Origin of the sequence: Mycolicibacterium hodleri (genome assembly GCF_025822245.1) — a bacterium.
In the GTDB taxonomy this organism is placed as follows: Bacteria; Actinomycetota; Actinomycetes; order Mycobacteriales; family Mycobacteriaceae; genus Mycobacterium; species Mycobacterium hodleri.
In genome coordinates this window covers 177,262-194,139 of record NZ_JACKTL010000073.1, presented here as the reverse complement: position 1 = coordinate 194,139, position 16,878 = coordinate 177,262, and the positions used below count along the sequence as shown (strand labels likewise).

Annotated in this window: 14 protein-coding genes; 10 read left to right on the top strand and 4 right to left on the bottom strand. The window is 68.6% G+C overall.

The features are described 5' to 3' along the window. Positions 1 to 80: 80 nt before the first annotated feature. Together H7J06_RS30745 and H7J06_RS30740 are read right to left on the bottom strand one after the other, a co-directional pair. Positions 81 to 659, bottom strand: coding sequence for a hypothetical protein (locus tag H7J06_RS30745; protein WP_372515439.1), 579 nt, complete (start codon positions 657 to 659; stop codon positions 81 to 83). Positions 660 to 662: 3 nt separating this feature from the next. Beyond that, a complete protein-coding gene (locus H7J06_RS30740; RefSeq protein WP_372515438.1) occupies positions 663 to 1,712 on the bottom strand; it encodes a M23 family metallopeptidase in 1,050 nt (349 codons plus the stop codon). Positions 1,713 to 1,973: 261 nt separating this feature from the next. Here H7J06_RS30740 and sucC point away from each other — a divergent pair, with 261 nt between their 5' ends. The 3 genes from sucC to H7J06_RS30725 all read left to right on the top strand — a co-directional run bounded on the left by sucC (position 1,974) and on the right by H7J06_RS30725 (position 5,719). Further along, on the top strand, positions 1,974 to 3,137 hold the full coding sequence (gene sucC, locus H7J06_RS30735) for an ADP-forming succinate--CoA ligase subunit beta (RefSeq protein WP_264043569.1): 1,164 nt from the start codon (positions 1,974 to 1,976) through the stop codon (positions 3,135 to 3,137). A gap of 15 nt (positions 3,138 to 3,152) precedes the next feature. After that, positions 3,153 to 4,055, top strand: coding sequence for a succinate--CoA ligase subunit alpha (sucD, locus tag H7J06_RS30730; RefSeq protein ID WP_264043568.1), 903 nt, complete (start codon positions 3,153 to 3,155; stop codon positions 4,053 to 4,055). A 128-nt stretch (positions 4,056 to 4,183) separates the two neighbouring features. Next, a complete protein-coding gene (locus H7J06_RS30725; RefSeq protein ID WP_264043566.1) occupies positions 4,184 to 5,719 on the top strand; it encodes an acetyl-CoA acetyltransferase in 1,536 nt (511 codons plus the stop codon). Here the strand turns inward: H7J06_RS30725 and H7J06_RS30720 are convergent. Continuing rightward, entirely contained in the window at positions 5,697 to 6,473 is a 777-nt protein-coding gene (locus H7J06_RS30720) for a class I SAM-dependent methyltransferase (RefSeq protein WP_264043564.1), read from the bottom strand. The two genes, H7J06_RS30725 and H7J06_RS30720, sit on opposite strands and share 23 nt — an antisense overlap. Before the next feature lie 43 nt (positions 6,474 to 6,516). Further along, the gene (locus H7J06_RS30715; RefSeq protein ID WP_264043562.1) at positions 6,517 to 7,365 is read right to left on the bottom strand and encodes an LLM class F420-dependent oxidoreductase; all 849 of its coding nucleotides are present in this window, start codon (positions 7,363 to 7,365) and stop codon (positions 6,517 to 6,519) included. A 123-nt stretch (positions 7,366 to 7,488) separates the two neighbouring features. Here H7J06_RS30715 and sfnG point away from each other — a divergent pair, with 123 nt between their 5' ends. From sfnG to H7J06_RS30680, 7 genes are all read left to right on the top strand, one after another. Beyond that, positions 7,489 to 8,619 (top strand): dimethylsulfone monooxygenase SfnG, encoded by a 1,131-nt coding sequence (gene sfnG, locus H7J06_RS30710; RefSeq protein ID WP_264043870.1) that lies wholly within the window; start codon positions 7,489 to 7,491, stop codon positions 8,617 to 8,619. Positions 8,620 to 8,707: 88 nt separating this feature from the next. Further along, positions 8,708 to 9,622, top strand: a complete 915-nt coding sequence (locus H7J06_RS30705) for a DUF5336 domain-containing protein (protein ID WP_264043560.1) — start codon at positions 8,708 to 8,710, stop codon at positions 9,620 to 9,622. A 61-nt stretch (positions 9,623 to 9,683) separates the two neighbouring features. Beyond that, positions 9,684 to 11,222 carry a cell division protein PerM gene (locus tag H7J06_RS30700; protein ID WP_264043558.1) on the top strand — a complete coding sequence of 513 codons (1,539 nt, stop codon included), beginning with the start codon at positions 9,684 to 9,686 and terminating at the stop codon, positions 11,220 to 11,222. Positions 11,223 to 11,232: 10 nt separating this feature from the next. After that, on the top strand, positions 11,233 to 11,862 hold the full coding sequence (purN, locus tag H7J06_RS30695) for a phosphoribosylglycinamide formyltransferase (protein ID WP_264043556.1): 630 nt from the start codon (positions 11,233 to 11,235) through the stop codon (positions 11,860 to 11,862). Then, positions 11,859 to 13,442, top strand: a complete 1,584-nt coding sequence (gene purH, locus H7J06_RS30690) for a bifunctional phosphoribosylaminoimidazolecarboxamide formyltransferase/IMP cyclohydrolase (RefSeq protein ID WP_275080080.1) — start codon at positions 11,859 to 11,861, stop codon at positions 13,440 to 13,442. Before purN ends, purH begins: the two co-directional genes overlap by 4 nt. A 79-nt stretch (positions 13,443 to 13,521) precedes the next feature. Next, the gene (locus H7J06_RS30685) at positions 13,522 to 14,904 is read left to right on the top strand and encodes a sigma 54-interacting transcriptional regulator (RefSeq protein WP_264043554.1); all 1,383 of its coding nucleotides are present in this window, start codon (positions 13,522 to 13,524) and stop codon (positions 14,902 to 14,904) included. After that, positions 14,897 to 16,876: a VWA domain-containing protein gene (locus H7J06_RS30680; protein ID WP_264043552.1), complete on the top strand. Its 1,980-nt coding sequence runs from the start codon at positions 14,897 to 14,899 to the stop codon at positions 16,874 to 16,876. The genes H7J06_RS30685 and H7J06_RS30680 overlap by 8 nt, the downstream gene beginning before the upstream one ends. Positions 16,877 to 16,878: the final 2 nt, after the last annotated feature.

Sequence of the window (16,878 nt, the reverse complement as noted above, 5' to 3'; positions counted from 1 at the left end):
ACGCTCGTGTTGACCGGAAGGTCGGCGACGTCCGACGCACGGCGCCGGAATCCTTGCGGGGCAAGGTATTTCACACCAGCTCAGCGGCACCAGCGGCCCGTGGCCGGTAGGAGTGCCAGGGTGATCGCGGCCACCGGCAGCACCGGGATGCCGTACACCAGCTTCGGCAGATCCGCCCCGGCGACGAACAGACCGGCGAAGATCATCAGCGCCACGATGGAGCCGACGACGATCAGCAGTCGCCCGATGCGTTGGCGGAGCAGCAGTGAGATCAACCCGCCGATGGTCGCCGCGGCCGACACCGTGGTCAGGAAACCGATGGCGATGCAGAACAATTCGTCGGTGCCCCACCAGCCGCTGATGAGCGACGTCGCGATGACGGCCGTGGCCCAGCCGCTGACGATGCTGACCGTCGCGGTGGCGGACGCCGCGACGGGACTTTGCCGGCTGACGGGCTGCTGCGGCGGCAGGGGTAGGGGCGCGGCTTGCGGAATGAAGCTGGTCTGCGGCTCGGGCGCGGCGGGAAACGCGCCCGTGGGGTGGCGGCGGATGATGCCGGTGTGCTGCTCCGAGAGGTCGGGCGGCGGTGGTGGTGGGGCAGCCTCGGGTTGCCGCCGGATGATGCGGGTTTCCTCGGACGGGGGTCCGCCGGACGTCACCGGTCAGCCGACGTAGTTGCCGGGGCTTAGACCCTTCGCGGCGAGCCACGGCACGGGGTCGACGAAGTCGGTGCCGTTCTTCAGAACCGAGAAGTGCAGGTGCGGTCCGGTGGACTGACCGCGGTTGCCGATGGTGGCGATCTGGTCGCCCGCCATGACTCGCTCACCGGGGGTGACGAGCCACGTGTTGACGTGGCCGTACAGGGTGACGGTGCCGTCGGCGTGCCGGATCTTGACCCAGGCGCCGTAGCCGGCGGTGAGACCGGCGTCGGTGACGACGCCGTCCGCGGCGGCCACGATCGGCGTGCCGATCGAGTTCGCGATGTCGATGCCCGCGTGCAGGACGCCCCAGCGGTATCCGAAGCCGGACGTCCAGACCCCATGGGCGGGCATGACGTACATGGGCCTGGCGAGCCGCGCCTCGCGCTCGGCGCGCTCCGCGGCGAAGGCGGCACCGTTGGCGAGTTCTTGGCTGTGTACGGCCTCGCTGGCCACCGGCGCGACCGTGACGATCTGCATGCCGTCCGACGAGCCGGTGATCGCGGCGCCGTCGACGAAGGCGTTGGGTCCGGCGGCGACCATCTGCTCGACGGGGGCCTTGTCGGAGGAGTTGACCACCGAGTAAGCGGCTGCTGCGGTCGCGCCTGCGGCCATCGCGGCGGCAACCAATCGGGCCTTGACGTGACCGTCGCCCACCTTGCGATGCAGGCCGCGGCGGCTCGACATGTCGATGACGTCGGTGTTCTCCATGCCGTCGCTGACGTCGGTGTAGCTGTCGCGGTAGGCGTGGCTGGAGCGGCGCTCGTCGCCGGGGGTCGCGCGGAACTGCGCGGGGACCACCAGACGCAGCGGCGTCAGGTCGTCGGTGTCGTGCATGTCGTCGAGTTCGGGGGCGCGGATCACCCGTGACTCGCGATCGAATGCCGACGTGTTCCCGAAGTCCAGGTCGTCCAGATCGCCGAACTCGTTGAACGGGATGATGTCGGTGGTCGTGGCGTCGAAGTGGGTCGTCGAGGTTGCACGAGATGCTCGTGACGAACCTTGCTCAGCCAACCGAAATGTCCTTCGCGCCGTGACCGTACCGTGACTTAGACCAGAGGCACGTTAACCAAAATCCAATGTTGGTGGCAACCCGTGGCCATATTCCGCCGGATAATGTGACTTGTATCACTACAAGGGTCCCGGTGAGATGTGCCACATGGGAGGTAGGGGGTGCGGATCACATTGGGGTGTGTGGATAAAGTTCCTAGCGAGCCGTTCTGGCCGAAACGTAGACAAACAACCAATCAGTCAAAGCAGACAGACGGTGAGCCCATGGATCTCTTCGAATACCAGGCGAAGGAGCTGTTCGCCAAGCACAACGTGCCCACCACCCCGGGTCGGGTGACCGACACCGCCGAGGGCGCCAAGGCGATCGCCGAGGAAATCGGCAAGCCCGTGATGGTGAAGGCGCAGGTCAAGGTGGGCGGTCGGGGCAAGGCGGGCGGCGTGAAGTACGCGGCCACTCCCGACGACGCCTTCACGCATGCGCAGAACATCCTCGGCCTGGACATCAAGGGCCACGTCGTGAAGAAGTTGCTCGTCGCCGAGGCCAGTGACATCGCCGAGGAGTACTACATCTCCTTCCTGCTGGACCGGTCGAACCGCACGTACCTCGCCATGTGCTCGGTCGAGGGCGGCATGGAGATCGAAGAGGTCGCCGCGACCAAGCCCGAACGGCTCGCCAAGGTTCCCGTGGACGCCGTCAAGGGTGTCGACCTGGCCTTCGCCCGCTCGATCGCCGAGCAGGGCCACCTGCCCGCCGAGGTGCTCGACGCCGCCGCCGTGACCATCCAGAAGCTGTGGGAGGTCTTCGTCGGAGAGGACGCGACCCTGGTCGAGGTCAACCCGCTCGTCCGTACCCCGGACGACCAGATCCTGGCGTTGGACGGCAAGGTCACCCTCGACGCCAACGCCGACTTCCGTCAGCCCGGGCACGAGGAGTTCGAGGACAAGGACGCCACGGACCCCCTCGAGCTGAAGGCCAAGGAGAACGACCTCAACTACGTCAAGCTCGACGGCTCGGTCGGCATCATCGGCAACGGCGCGGGCCTGGTGATGTCGACCCTCGACGTCGTCGCGTACGCCGGTGAGAAGCACGGTGGCGTCAAGCCCGCCAACTTCCTCGACATCGGTGGTGGCGCCTCGGCCGAGGTGATGGCCAACGGGCTCGACGTCATCCTGGGCGACAGCCAGGTCAAGAGCGTGTTCGTCAACGTCTTCGGTGGCATCACCGCGTGCGACGCGGTGGCCAACGGCATCGTCGGTGCGCTCAAGAAGCTCGGCGACGAGGCCAACAAGCCGCTGATCGTCCGTCTCGACGGCAACAACGTCGACGAGGGCCGGCGCATCCTGGCCGAAGCCAACCACCCGCTGGTGATCCAGGCCGACACGATGGACGCCGGCGCCGACAAGGCCGCCGAGCTGGCGAACAAGTAACGGAGCCAACAGAATATGTCTATCTTCCTGAACAAGGACAGCAAGGTCATCGTCCAGGGCATCACCGGCGGCGAGGGCACCAAGCACACCGCGCTGATGCTGAAGGCGGGCACCCAGGTGGTCGGCGGTGTCAACGCCCGCAAGGCCGGCACCAACGTCAGCCACAAGGACAAGGACGGCAACGACGTCGAACTGCCGGTGTTCGCCAGCGTGGAGGAAGCGATGAAGGCGACCGGCGCCGACGTGTCGATCGCCTTCGTGCCGCCGGCGTTCTCCAAGGACGCAATCATCGAGGCGATCGACGCCGAGATTCCCCTCCTTGTCGTCATCACCGAGGGAATCCCGGTGCAGGACAGCGCCTTTGCGTGGGCCTACAACGTAGAGAAGGGGCAGAAGACCCGCATCATCGGGCCGAACTGCCCCGGCATCATCACCCCCGGTGAGTCGCTGGTCGGCATCACGCCGAACAACATCACCGGCAAGGGGCCGATCGGCCTGGTGTCGAAGTCCGGCACGCTGACCTACCAGATGATGTACGAGCTGCGCGATCTCGGCTTCTCGACCGCCATCGGCATCGGCGGCGACCCCGTCATCGGCACCACCCACATCGACGCCATCGAGGCGTTCGAGAAGGATCCCGAGACCAAGGTCATCGTGATGATCGGCGAAATCGGCGGCGACGCCGAGGAGAAGGCCGCCGACTACATCAAGGCCAACGTCTCCAAGCCGGTCGTCGGCTACGTCGCGGGCTTCACCGCGCCGGAGGGCAAGACGATGGGCCACGCCGGCGCCATCGTGTCCGACGGTGCCGGTACCGCAGACGGCAAGAAGGTGGCCCTCGAGGCCGCAGGCGTCAAGGTCGGCAAGACGCCGTCGGAGACCGCGAAGCTCGCCCGAGAGATCCTCGAAAGCCTGTAATCAGATCGTCGAGTGTGCGGTCAGATCGCGAATCCTTCGGGATTCACGATCTGGCCGCACTTTCGTTGGGGTGGTCGGCGGGCCCGCGAAGTTGGAACACGTTCCAGTTTCGGTTAGCCTGACGAACTATGCAGGTAGACCCGCGTACCCCGGTCGTCGTCGGCGTCGGCCAGTTCACCGAGCGCATCGGCGACGCCGGCTACCGAGGCATGTCGTCCGTCGACCTCGCCACCGAGGCGGTACGCGCGGCCCTCGCCGACACCGGCGCCGACGTGGCTGCCGTGGCGCGGTCGATCGAGGTGTTCGCCGGGCTGCGGCAGTTCGAGATCTGCACGCCGTTCGACACGCCGCCGCTGGGGTGCTCGGACAACTACGTCCGATCGGTGGCGCAGCGCGTGGGCGCCGATCCGGCGCGCGCAATCCTGGAGCCGATCGGCGGCAACGGCCCGCAGAAGCTGATGACGGAGTTCGCCGGTGTGATCGCCGCCGGTGACCACGAGGTGGTGCTGATCCTCGGCTCGGAGAACGGCTCGACGCTGAAGACCTTTGCCGATCGTGACGACAAACCCGATCACGGCGAGACCGTTGGCGGCCAGTTGGAGGACCGCGGCTACGGCTTCGAGCAGTACATGAGTGAATACACCGCCAAGCACGGGCTGACGGGTGCGCCCGTGCAGTACGGGCTGCTCGACAACGCGCGACGGGCCCGGTTGGGTCTCGACGTCGCCGGCTACCGCCGCCGGATGGCCGAGTTGTTCGCGCCCTTCTCGAAAGTCGCCGCCAAGAACCCGTTCTCGTCGTCGCCCGTGGAGCGGTCCGTCGACGAGATCGACACCGTCACCGCCGAGAACCGGATGATCTGTGACCCGTACCCCCGGCTCCTGGTGGCCCGCGACACCGTCAACCAGGGCGCCGCGGCGGTGGTGATGTCGGTGGCCGCGGCCCGTCGGCTCGGGGTGCCCGAGGAGAAGTGGGTGTACCTCCGCGGACACGCCGATCAGACCGAACAGGACCTGCTCGACCGCGTCGACCCGAGCGTCAGCCACGCCGCCAAACAGGCAGTGGCCGAGGCACTTCGGGGTGCCGGCATCGGCGTCGACGACGTCGCGACGTTCGACCTCTACAGTTGCTTTCCCTTCCCGGTCTTCGCGGTGTGCGACCAGTTCGGACTTGCCGAGGACGACCCGCGGGGTCTCACCCTGACCGGCGGTCTGCCGTACTTCGGTGGCCCCGGCAACAGCTACTCGCTGCACGGCATCGCCGAGACCGTGGCCCAGATGCGCGACCGCCCAGGATCATTCGGGCTCGTCGGCGCCAACGGCGGTGTCATGAGCAAGTATTCAGCCGGGGTCTACTCCACCGAGCCCGCCGAGTGGGCACCCGATCGGGGCAAGGCGTTGCAGGGCGACATCGCCGCCCTGCCGAAGGTGGCGGTCACGCGCAACGCCGACGGACCAGGAACCATCGAGACGTACTCGGTGCGCTACGACTGGCCGATTACGACGGGTGTCATCATCGGTCGCCTCGACGCGGACGACAGCCGATTCATGGCCCTCACCGATGACGACGACCTGGTGGCGCTGATGACCGGGGGAGACCCACTTGGCGCGGCGATCGCTGTGAAGTCGACCGAGGACGGGGTCAACCGCGCGACGTTGGCGTGATCGCCGACCGCGTACAGATCAGGGCCAGTGCGTCATTGCTCGCGCTGACACCGTCCTCTCCGATGAGGTCGCGCAGGCGCCTGCGCAGTGCGGTCTTGGCGGCTGGTTCCAGGACGACGTGGTTCGAGTGGGTGAAGACCAGGTTCAGCCAGTCGTCGGTCGAGTAGTGCAGGTCTTCTCCGACCTCGACGCGCTCGACGGTGAACTCGGCTCGGCGTAGCAGTGCCCGCAGGGCGGTCTCGGCGTTGTTGCCCGACGTCGAGGCGGGGGTGGTGACGCCGTACTCGGCGGAGATCCGTTCGAGTCCCCGTCGCATCGAGTCGTTCGCCGTGATGCGGTTCCACATCAACGCCAGCCGCCCGCCGGAGCCCAGCAGCGCGGCCAGCTTGGGCAGGGCCACGTCGGGGTCCACCCAGTGAAACGACTGTCCGAAGGTCACCAGGTCGAACGTGCGCCCGCGCGGTTGCCACTGCTCGAACGTGCTGCGCTCGACCGGGATTCCCTTCGCGCGGCATCGTGCCGCCATCTGCTCGTCGGGTTCGACGGCCAGCACGTCGGCCCCGGCGCTTACGAGCTGAGCCGACGAGATGCCGGTCCCCGCCCCCACGTCGAGAACGCTGAGGCCGGGGGACGGCACCAGTCGAGCGATCAGCGCCTGGGGATATCGGGGGCGGTAGCGGTCGTAGTCGTCGGCGACCGAGCCGAACGACTCGGCGCGACGTCGGTCGGTGAAGACGGGGGTCGGCTCAGCCATGGCTCCAGGATGCCCGCGGCAGCTGGGAACGCTGTCAGGCGCGTCAGACCAGCGCGGCGAGCTTGCCCGCCAACCTCTCCACGTAACCGGCCACCTCGGATTCGGACTTGTCCGGCAACCCGAACAGCACCTCGGTGACGCCGAGGTCGGCCCAGCGGGCCAGCTTGTCGGGGTCGGGCTTGAAGTCGAGCGCCACGATCTGGGGCGCGCCGTCGCGGTCGGCAGCCGCCCAGGTGTCCTGCAGCAGCTTCACCGGGGCGTCGATGTCGAAGTCGCGGGGCGTGGTGATCCAGCCCTCCGCGGAGCGGGCGATCCACTTGAAGTTCTTCTCGGTGCCCGCGGCGCCGACGAGGACCGGGATGTGGGGCTGCACGGGTTTGGGGTAGGCCCAGGACGGCCCGAAGTTCACGAACTCGCCTTCATACGACGCCTCTTCCTGCGTCCACAGCGCGCGCATGGCCTCCAGGTACTCGCGAAGCATGGTGCGGCGGCGGCCCGGTGGCACGTTGTGGTCGGCGAGTTCGTCGGTGTTCCACCCGAATCCGACGCCGAGGCTGACCCGCCCGCCGGAGAGGTGATCGAGCGTCGCGATCGACTTGGCCAGCGTGATGCAGTCGTGCTCCACGGGCAGTGCGACGGCGGTCGAGAGCCGCACGTTCGTCGTCACGGCGGCCGCGGTGCCCAGGCTGACCCACGGGTCGAGCGTGCGCATGTAGCGGTCGTCGGGCAAGGATTCGTCGCCCGTGGTCGGGTGCGCGGCCTGCCGCTTGATCGGGATGTGGGTGTGCTCGGGCACGTAGAACGTGTGAAAGCCGTGTTCGTCGGCGAGTTTTGCCGCGGGCGCCGGAGCTATCCCGCGATCGCTGGTGAAGAGAACGAGCCCGTAGTCCATGATCAGAATTAGAACGTGTTCTAGTCCTCGAGCGCAAGGCGGCCCGTCGAGGAAGGGTCATGGTTGGAATCTGATGGATCGTTACCCGTGACCCAGAACGAACCGTCGACTGGGCTGACCACCATGACGACCGAACGCATCGCCGACCACGTCAAGTTCGCCTACTGGGTGCCCAACGTCAGCGGTGGGCTCGTGACCAGCGACATCGAGCAGCGCACCGACTGGAACTACGAGTACAACAAGAAGCTCGCGCAGACCGCCGAGAACAACGGGTTCGAGTACGCGCTGTCCCAGGTCCGGTACGAGGCCAGCTACGGCGCCGAGTACCAGCACGAGTCGACCAGCTTCAGCCTGGCGCTACTGCTGGCCACCGAGCGGCTGAAGGTCATCGCCGCCGTCCACCCCGGGTTGTGGCAGCCCGCGGTGCTCGCCAAGCTCGGCGCGACGGCGGATCACCTCAGCAACGGCCGGTTCGCCGTCAACGTCGTCTCCGGCTGGTTCAAGGACGAGTTCACCCACCTCGGCGAGCCGTGGCTCGAACACGACGAGCGATACCGCCGCAGCGCGGAGTTCCTCCAGGTGCTGCGCAAGATCTGGACCGAGGACGACGTGGACTTCCGCGGCGACTTCTACCGCATCCACGACTTCACCCTGAAGCCCAAGCCGCTCAACACCACCGACCGCCCGAACCCCGAGATCTTCCAGGGCGGCAACTCGACCGCGGCGCGACGCAACGGCGGCCTGTACTCGGACTGGTACTTCTCCAACGGCAAGGACTTCGAGGGCATCACCGAACAGGTGGTGGAGGTGCGCGATCACGCGCGCACCGTCGGTCGCGAGGTCAAGGTCGGACTGAACGGCTTCATCATCGCCAGGGACACCGAGGCGGAGGCACGGGAGACGCTCCGCGAGATCATCGCGAAAGCCAACAAGCCCGCCGTCGAGGGCTTCCGCGGCGCCGTCCAGCAGGCGGGCAACGCCACCGGCGACAAGAAGGGCATGTGGGCCGACTCGTCGTTCGAGGACCTCGTCCAGTACAACGACGGCTTCCGGACCCAGTTGATCGGCACGCCCGAGCAGATCGCCGAACGCATCGTCGCCTACCGCAAGCGCGGCGTCGACCTGATCCTCGGTGGCTTCCTGCACTTCCAGGAGGAGATCGAGTACTTCGGTGCCAAGGTTCTGCCGCTGGTGCGCGAAATCGAACGGTCCGAAGAGGATTCATGCGACCAGCCGCTGCTGATTCCCGCCTGAAGACTCCTCGCGCTGGCGTGCGCGCGAACCGGCCCCAAAGCTTGGTGCGCTAGCGTGGGTGAACCAATCGCCCATCAGAGGAGGGGACATGTCGTACCCATCGGGCCCGCCCGGTAACTCCGGTTACCCGTCCGGGCCGTCCGCGGGGCAGTATTCCGCGCCCGCGCAGCAGTTCGGCCATCCGCAGGAGCCCGCTCCGGCCGGGCCGAGCAAGTTGCCGCTGTACCTCGCCGGTGCCGTCGCGGCCCTCGGGCTGCTGGTCTACCTGGCCAACTTCGGTCCGGTGTTCACGATCAACGCGCCGAACCTGCCCGGCTTCGGTCCCATCGGCGGCTCGGTCAGCACCACGCCGATCGGCATCACGCTTGCGACGGCGGTCGCGCTCGTCGCCGCCCTGCTCGCCGGCGCCAGCCTGCTGCCCAAGCTGGGCAGGTCCTACACCTGGGTCGCGATCCTCTCCGTGCTGGCCCTGCTCATCGTGCTCTCGCAGATCGTCGGCTTGCCCTCTGGCGTGACGTTCGGCTGGGCGCTGTATCTGATCATCGTCTTCTCGGTGCTTCAGGTGATCGCGGCCGTGGCTGCGCTCCTGTTGGAAACCGGCGTCGTCAACGCGCCCACGCCCAAGCCCAAGTACGACCAGAATCCCTACGGTCAGTACGGCGCGCCGGGGCAGTACTACGGTCAGCCCCAGCACACCGCGCCCCTGCACCAGCAGGGTCCGCCGCAGCGCGGCGGTTACCCGCAGCAGCAGTACGGCGGCTACCCGAACAACCCGTCGACCGGGGGCTTCGGCACCCAGCCGGGAGCCCAGCCGGGAGCTCAGTCGGCGTCCCAGCCGGGCCAGCAGGGCGGGTCGCAGGAAAGCGGTCCTGCCACGCCTCCGACGGGATTCCCCGCCTTCGGTACCCCACAGGGATCGCTCGGCTCCCAGCCGACGCAGTCGTTCGAAACGCAGCCACCACAGCAGCAGGCTGCGCCGCAATCCCCACCGCCACCGTCATAATCTCTAGCGGCGCGCACACACCCTTCGTGCGCTGGAGATGGTGCGAGGAGCGACGCAGCTAGTGGACAACCGGCCAGTCGGCACACGCCAGGCGCGCGACCTGTTACGAGTCGCGTTCGGGCCGTCGGCCATCGCATTGGCGGTCATCGCGGCCGTGGTGCTGGTGCAGTTGGTGATCGCCAACAGCGACCTGACCGGGGCGTTCGGCGCGATCGCCAGCATGTGGCTCGGCGTCCACGGGGTGCCGGTGTCCATCGGCGGCGCCGAACTCGGCGTCATGCCCCTGCTGCCGCTGCTGTTGATGGTGTGGGGGACCGCCCGCACCACCGCAGCGGCGACCAAGGCGGGAACGTCATGGTTCGTCATCCGGTGGATCGTGGCGTCGGCGCTCGGCGGCCCGCTGCTGATCGCCGCGATCGCGCTTGCGGTGATCCACGACGCGTCCTCGGTGCTGACCCAACTGCAGACGCCCAGTGCGACGCACGCCTTCGGGTCCGTGCTGGCCGTGCACCTGGCCGGCGCCCTGCTGGGCGTCGGCCCACGGGTGACTCCGCGGCTGCTGAGACTGCCGTACGTACCCCGCTGGCTGCCGGAGGCGTTCCGGGCGGCTCTGGTCGGCGTGTTCGCCCTGTTCGGCCTGTCCGGGGTGATCGCCGCGGGGTCGATGGTCGTGCACTGGGGCACGTTGGACACCTTGTTCGGCATCACCGACTCGGCGTTCGGGCAGCTGAGCCTGACGCTGCTGTCGATGCTCTACGCGCCGAACGTGATCATCGGAACCGCAGCCGTCGCCGTCGGCTCCAGTGCGCACGTCGGGCTGGCGACGTTCAGTTCCTTCACCGTGCTGGGCGGCGACGTGCCCGCCCTGCCCATCCTCGCGGCGGTGCCGAGCCCCCCGCTGGGACCCATCTGGGTGGCGCTGCTGATCGCCGCTGCGGTCGCGGCCGTGGCAGTGGGGCAGCAATGTGCACGCCGGTCCGAACCGCTGCTCGAAGCCGCGGGCAAGTTGGTGGCCGCCGCCGCCATCGGCGCCGCCGCGATGGCGCTGCTCGGGCACGCGGGCGGTGGCCGGCTCGGGAACTTCGGCGACGTCGGCGTCGACCAAGCCACGTTCGGCCCCGCGGTGTTCCTGTGGTTCGCCGGGATCGGCGGTCTGACGGTCGTGATGAGCGGCGGCCTCCGGCGTCGACCCAAGACCCGCCCGATCCCGGCCGAGGCGCCCCGACCGAGCCCCGAGCCGGAACCCGAGGCCGACGCCGAGACGGCGCCGGTGCCGACCGTCGAGGAGGCTCAGCCCGAGCCCGAGCCGGAGCCGGACCCCGAGGAGTTCCTCGAGCCGCACCTCGAACCGGACCCCGAGGAGTTCCTCGAGCCCGACCTCGAACCGGACGAGCTCGACCCCGAACCGGTCCTCGAGGCGGAGGTCGTACCCGTGCCGAGGGCCGAGCCCGAGGAGCGCGTGCCGCCCCGGCCCGTCCGGCCCACCCACCGGGACGTGTTCGACTTCGACGACGACCCCGAGGCGCACTACTTCGCCGACGACGACCATTCGGCCGGTGAAGGCCACACCAGCGACGAGCCGCGCCGTTCCTCCGATTAGGCTGCATCGCGTGCAGCCCCCGCTTCTCGTGCCCCCCAGTGCGCCGGCGCGGCTGATCGTTCTGGCCTCGGGCACGGGTTCGCTGTTGGAGTCGATCCTCACCGCGGCCGTCGGCGACTACCCGGCGCGAGTCGTGGCCGTCGGGACGGATCGTGACTGCCGTGCGCTGGAGATCGCCGACGCCGCCTCGTTGCCGAGCTTCACGACCCGCCTCGGCGACCATGCCGACCGGGACGCGTGGGACGCCGCGATCACCGAGGCGACGGCCGCGCACCAGCCCGATCTGGTGGTCTCTGCCGGATTCATGAAGATCCTTGGCCCGCACTTTCTTTCGCGATTCCCCGGCCGTGTCGTCAACACCCATCCCGCGTTGCTGCCCGCGTTCCCCGGCGCACACGCGGTGCCGGACACGCTGGCCTACGGCGTGCGGGTCACCGGATGCACGGTGCACCTCGTCGACGCCGGCATGGACACCGGGCCAATCCTGGCGCAGGAAGCCGTCGACGTTCTCGACGACGACGACGAGGCCGCGCTGCACGAGCGGATCAAGGTCGTCGAGCGGCGACTGCTGGTAGAAGTACTTGCCGCGATGGCAACTCGCGGTGTGACGTGGACAGGACGAAAGGCAGTAATCGGATGAGCGTGGACGTGGGTACCGATGACGGCAGGCGGGCAATTCGACGCGCGTTGATCAGCGTCTACGACAAGACCGGTCTCGCCGAGCTGGCGCGTGGTCTGCACGAGGCGGGCGTGGCCATCGTCTCGACCGGCTCCACCGCGAAAACCATTGCTGCCAGCGGTGTCCCGGTGACGCCGGTCGAGGACGTGACAGGCTTCCCCGAGGTGCTCGACGGCCGGGTGAAGACCCTGCACCCGCGGGTGCACGCCGGCCTGTTGGCCGACACCCGCAAGGCCGAGCACCTCGCCGCGCTTGACGAACTCGGCGTCGCCGCCTTCGAACTCGTGGTCGTCAACCTCTACCCGTTCGCCGAGACCGTCGAGTCCGGCGCCAGCGAGGACGAGTGCGTCGAGCAGATCGACATCGGCGGCCCGTCCATGGTGCGGGCGGCGGCCAAGAACCATCCCAGCGTCGCGGTGGTCGTCGAGCCGCGCGGCTACGACGGCGTGCTCGCCGCGGTGCGAGCCGGCGGGTTCACGCTTGAGCAGCGGAAGCGGCTGGCGTCCTTGGCGTTTCGGCATACCGCGGAGTACGACGTCGCCGTCGCCACCTGGATGGGATCGATCCTGGCGCCCGAGGAGGGCGACGTCACGCCGCCAGAGTGGTTCGGCGGGACGTGGAAGCGCGCCGCGGTGCTGCGCTACGGCGAGAACCCGCACCAGGAAGCGGCGCTGTACCGTGACGACTCGGCGTGGCCCGGCCTGGCCCAGGCCGAGCAGTTGCACGGCAAGGAGATGTCGTACAACAACTACACCGACGCCGACGCCGCATGGCGGGCCGCGTTCGACTACGAGCAGACGTGCGTGGCAATCATCAAGCACGCCAACCCCTGTGGCATCGCCGTGTCGTCGACGTCGGTCGCCGACGCGCACCGCAAGGCCCACGAGTGCGACCCGCTGAGCGCGTTCGGCGGGGTCATCGCGGCCAACACGACGGTCAGCGTCGAGATGGCCAAGACGGTCGCCGACATCTTCACGGAGGTGATCATCGCGCCGGCCTACGAGCCGGGCGCGGTCGACATCCTGGCCGGGAAGAAGAACATCCGCGTGCTGGTCGCCTCCGAACCGCGGGTCGGGGGCACCGAGTTCCGTCAGCTCAGCGGCGGTCTGCTGATCCAGCAGCGCGACGCGCTCGACGCGCCCGGGGACGACCCCGCCACGTGGACGCTGGCCACCGGCACGCCGGCCGATCCCGACACCTTCGCCGATCTGGTGTTCGCCTGGCGCGCCTGCCGTGCCGTGAAGTCGAACGCGATCGTCGTGGCCAAGGACGGCGCCACCGTCGGCGTCGGCATGGGGCAGGTCAACCGCGTCGACGCGGCACGACTGGCAGTCGAGCGCGCCGGCGACCGCGTCCGCGGTGCGGTGGCGTCCTCGGACGCCTTCTTTCCGTTCCCGGACGGGCTCGAGGTGCTGACGGCGGCGGGCGTGACGGCGATCGTGCACCCCGGCGGGTCGATGCGCGACGACGTCGTGACCGAGGCGGCCGCCGCGGCGGGCATCTCGCTGTACCTCACCGGTGCGCGTCACTTCGCGCACTAGGGGCCTCGTCACGGCGCCGTAATTTCGCTTAGAGCACGGACCTGGTGCCTCGTGGCGCCAACCGTCGTAGCGTGGAGTAGTGACATCACCTAACGACCTGCCCCGCACCGTCGGCGAACTGCGCGCCTCCGGGCATCGCGAGCGCGGCGTGAAGGCCGAAATCCGGGAGAACCTGCTGGCCGCGCTCGGTGAGGGCCGCGACGTGTGGACCGGCATCCTCGGCTTCGAGGACACCGTCATCCCGCAGCTGGAGCGCGCACTGATCGCCGAACACGACGTCGTGCTGCTCGGTGAACGCGGTCAGGGCAAGACGCGTCTGCTGCGGTCGCTGACCAACCTGCTCGACGAGTGGACCCCCGTCATCGAGGGATCCGAGCTGCACGAGCACCCGTACACGCCGATCACGCCCGAGTGGATCCGCCGAGCGGCGGCCTCCGGCGACGACCTGCCGATCGCCTGGCTGCACCGCAGCGAGCGCTACACCGAGAAGCTGGCCACCCCGGACACCAGCGTTGCCGACCTCGTCGGCGACATCGACCCCATCAAGGTGGCCGAAGGCCGCAGCCTCGGCGATCCGGAGACCATCGCGTTCGGTCTGATCCCCCGGGCCCACCGCGGCATCGTCGCGATCAACGAGCTGCCCGACCTCGCCGAGCGCATCCAGGTCTCGATGCTCAACGTGATGGAGGAGCGCGACATCCAGGTGCGCGGCTACACGCTGCGACTGCCGCTCGACGTCCTCGTCGTGGCCAGCGCCAACCCCGAGGACTACACCAACCGCGGTCGCATCATCACCCCGCTGAAGGACCGGTTCGGCGCCGAGATCCGCACCCACTACCCGCAGGCGCTCGAGGCCGAAGTCGGTGTGATCAAGCAGGAGTCCCACCTGCCGGCGGCCGTGCCGGACTACCTGCTGCAGATCCTCGCCCGGTTCGCCCGTTCGCTGCGCGAATCGCAGTCGATCGACCAGCGCTCCGGGGTGTCGGCGCGGTTCGCCATCGCCGCCGCGGAGACGGTGGCCGCGGCCGCGACGCACCGGTCCGCGATCCTCGGCGAGCAGGATCCCGTCGCCCGGGTGGTCGACCTGGGCACCATCGTCGACGTCCTGCGGGGCAAGCTGGAGTTCGAGTCGGGCGAGGAGGGCCGCGAGCAAGCCGTGCTCGAACACCTCCTGCGGCGGGCGACGGCCGACACCGCGCAGCGGCTGCTCGGCGGCCTTGACGTCGGCCCGCTGGTCACCGCCGTCGAGGAGGGCGCCCCGGTGACGACGGGTGAGCGAGTCTCGGCCAAGGACGTGCTGGCCGCGCTGCCGGACCTGCCCGTGGTGGACGCCATCGCCGAACGGCTGGGCGCGGAGTCCGACGGGGAACGCGCGGCGGCGCTGGAGTTGGCCCTGGAGGCCCTGTACCTGGCCAAGCGGATCGACAAGGTCTCTGGAGAGGGCGAAACCATCTATGGTTAAACGCATTTCGCGGTATTCGCGCTACTCCGGCGGACCCGATCCGCTGGCTCCCCCGGTCGACCTGCGCGAGGCGCTGGAGCAGATCGGCCAGGACGTCATGGAGGGCAGTTCGCCGCGACGTGCGCTTGCCGAGCTGATGCGGCGCGGTACCCAGAACACGAGGGGCGCCGACCGGCTCGCCGCCGAGGCCAACAGCAAGCGTCGGAAGCTGTTGCAGCAGAACAACCTCGACGGCACCCTTCAGGAGATCAAGAAGCTGCTCGACGAGGCGGTGCTGGCCGAACGCAAGGAGTTGGCCCGCGCGCTCGACGACGACGCCCGCTTCAACGAACTGCAACTGGAGGCGCTGCCCCCGTCGCCGGCCAAGGCGGTTCAGGAGCTGTCCGAGTACGACTGGCGCTCGCAGGAAGCGCGCGAGAAGTACGAGCAGATCAAGGATCTGATGGGCCGCGAGATGCTCGACCAGCGCTTCGCGGGCATGAAGGAGGCGCTGGAGAACGCCACCGACGAGGACCGTCAGCGCGTCAACGACATGCTCGACGATCTCAACGAGCTGCTGGACAAGCACGCCAGTGGGCAGGATTCGCCCGAGGACTTCCAGGAGTTCATGGCCAAGCACGGCGAGTTCTTTCCGGAGAATCCGAAGAACATCGACGAGCTCCTCGACTCGCTGGCCAAGCGGGCGGCCGCCGCCCAGCGGTTCCGCAACAGCCTGTCGCCCGATCAGCGTGCCGAGCTGGATGCGTTGGCGCAGCAGGCCTTTGGCTCACCGTCGTTGACCAATGCGCTCGACAAGCTGGACCAGCATCTGCAGAACGCGCGGCCCGGCGAGGACTGGCAGGGTTCGGAGCGGTTCAAGGGCGACAACCCGATGGGCATGGGGGAGGGCGCGCAGGCATTGGCCGACATCGGTGAGCTCGAGCAGCTCGCCGAGCAGCTGAGTCAAAGCTATGCCGGCGCCCAGATGGACGACGTCGACCTCGACATGCTGGCCCGCCAGCTCGGCGACCAAGCGGCCGTCGACGCCCGCACGCTGTCCGAACTGGAACGCGCACTGATGAACCAGGGGTTCCTCGACCGCGACGCCGACGGTCAATGGCGACTGTCACCGAAGGCGATGCGTCAGCTGGGTCAGATGATCCTTCGCGACGTGGCGCAACAACTTTCGGGCCGCCACGGGGAACGCGACACCCGTCGGGCCGGCGCGGCAGGCGAACTCACCGGTGCCACCCGGCCGTGGCAGTTCGGCGACACCGAGCCGTGGAACGTCACCCGGACGCTGACGAATGCCGTGCTGCGGCAAGCCGGTACGGGAGTCGCGGAGCTGCCGATGCAGATCACCGTCGACGACGTCGAGATCTCCGAGACCGAGCAGCGCACCCAGTCGGCGGTGGCCCTGCTGGTCGACACGTCGTTCTCGATGGTGATGGAGAACCGCTGGCTGCCGATGAAGCGCACCGCGCTGGCGTTGCACCAACTGATCAGCACGCGGTTCCGGTCCGACGATCTGCAGATCATCGCGTTCGGCCGGTACGCGCGCACGGTCAGCGCCGCCGAGCTGACGGGTCTGGAGGGCGTCTACGAGCAGGGCACCAACCTGCACCACGCATTGGCCCTGGCGTCACGCCACCTGCGCCGCCACCCCAACGCCCAACCGGTGGTGCTCATCGTCACCGACGGCGAGCCGACGGCGCACCTCGAGGACTACGGACACGACGACGGTGGCACCGCGGTGTTCTTCGACTACCCGCCGCACCCGCGGACCATCGCCCACACCGTGAAGGGCTTCGACGAGATCGCGCGACTTGGTGCGCAGGTGACGATCTTCCGGCTCGGAAGCGATCCGGGGTTGGCGCGTTTCATCGACCAGGTGGCCCGACGAGTGGAGGGCCGCGTCGTCGAACCCGATCTCGACGGGCTGGGGGCCGCCGTCGTCGGCGACTACCTACGTTCGCGCCGACGGCGGCGGTGACG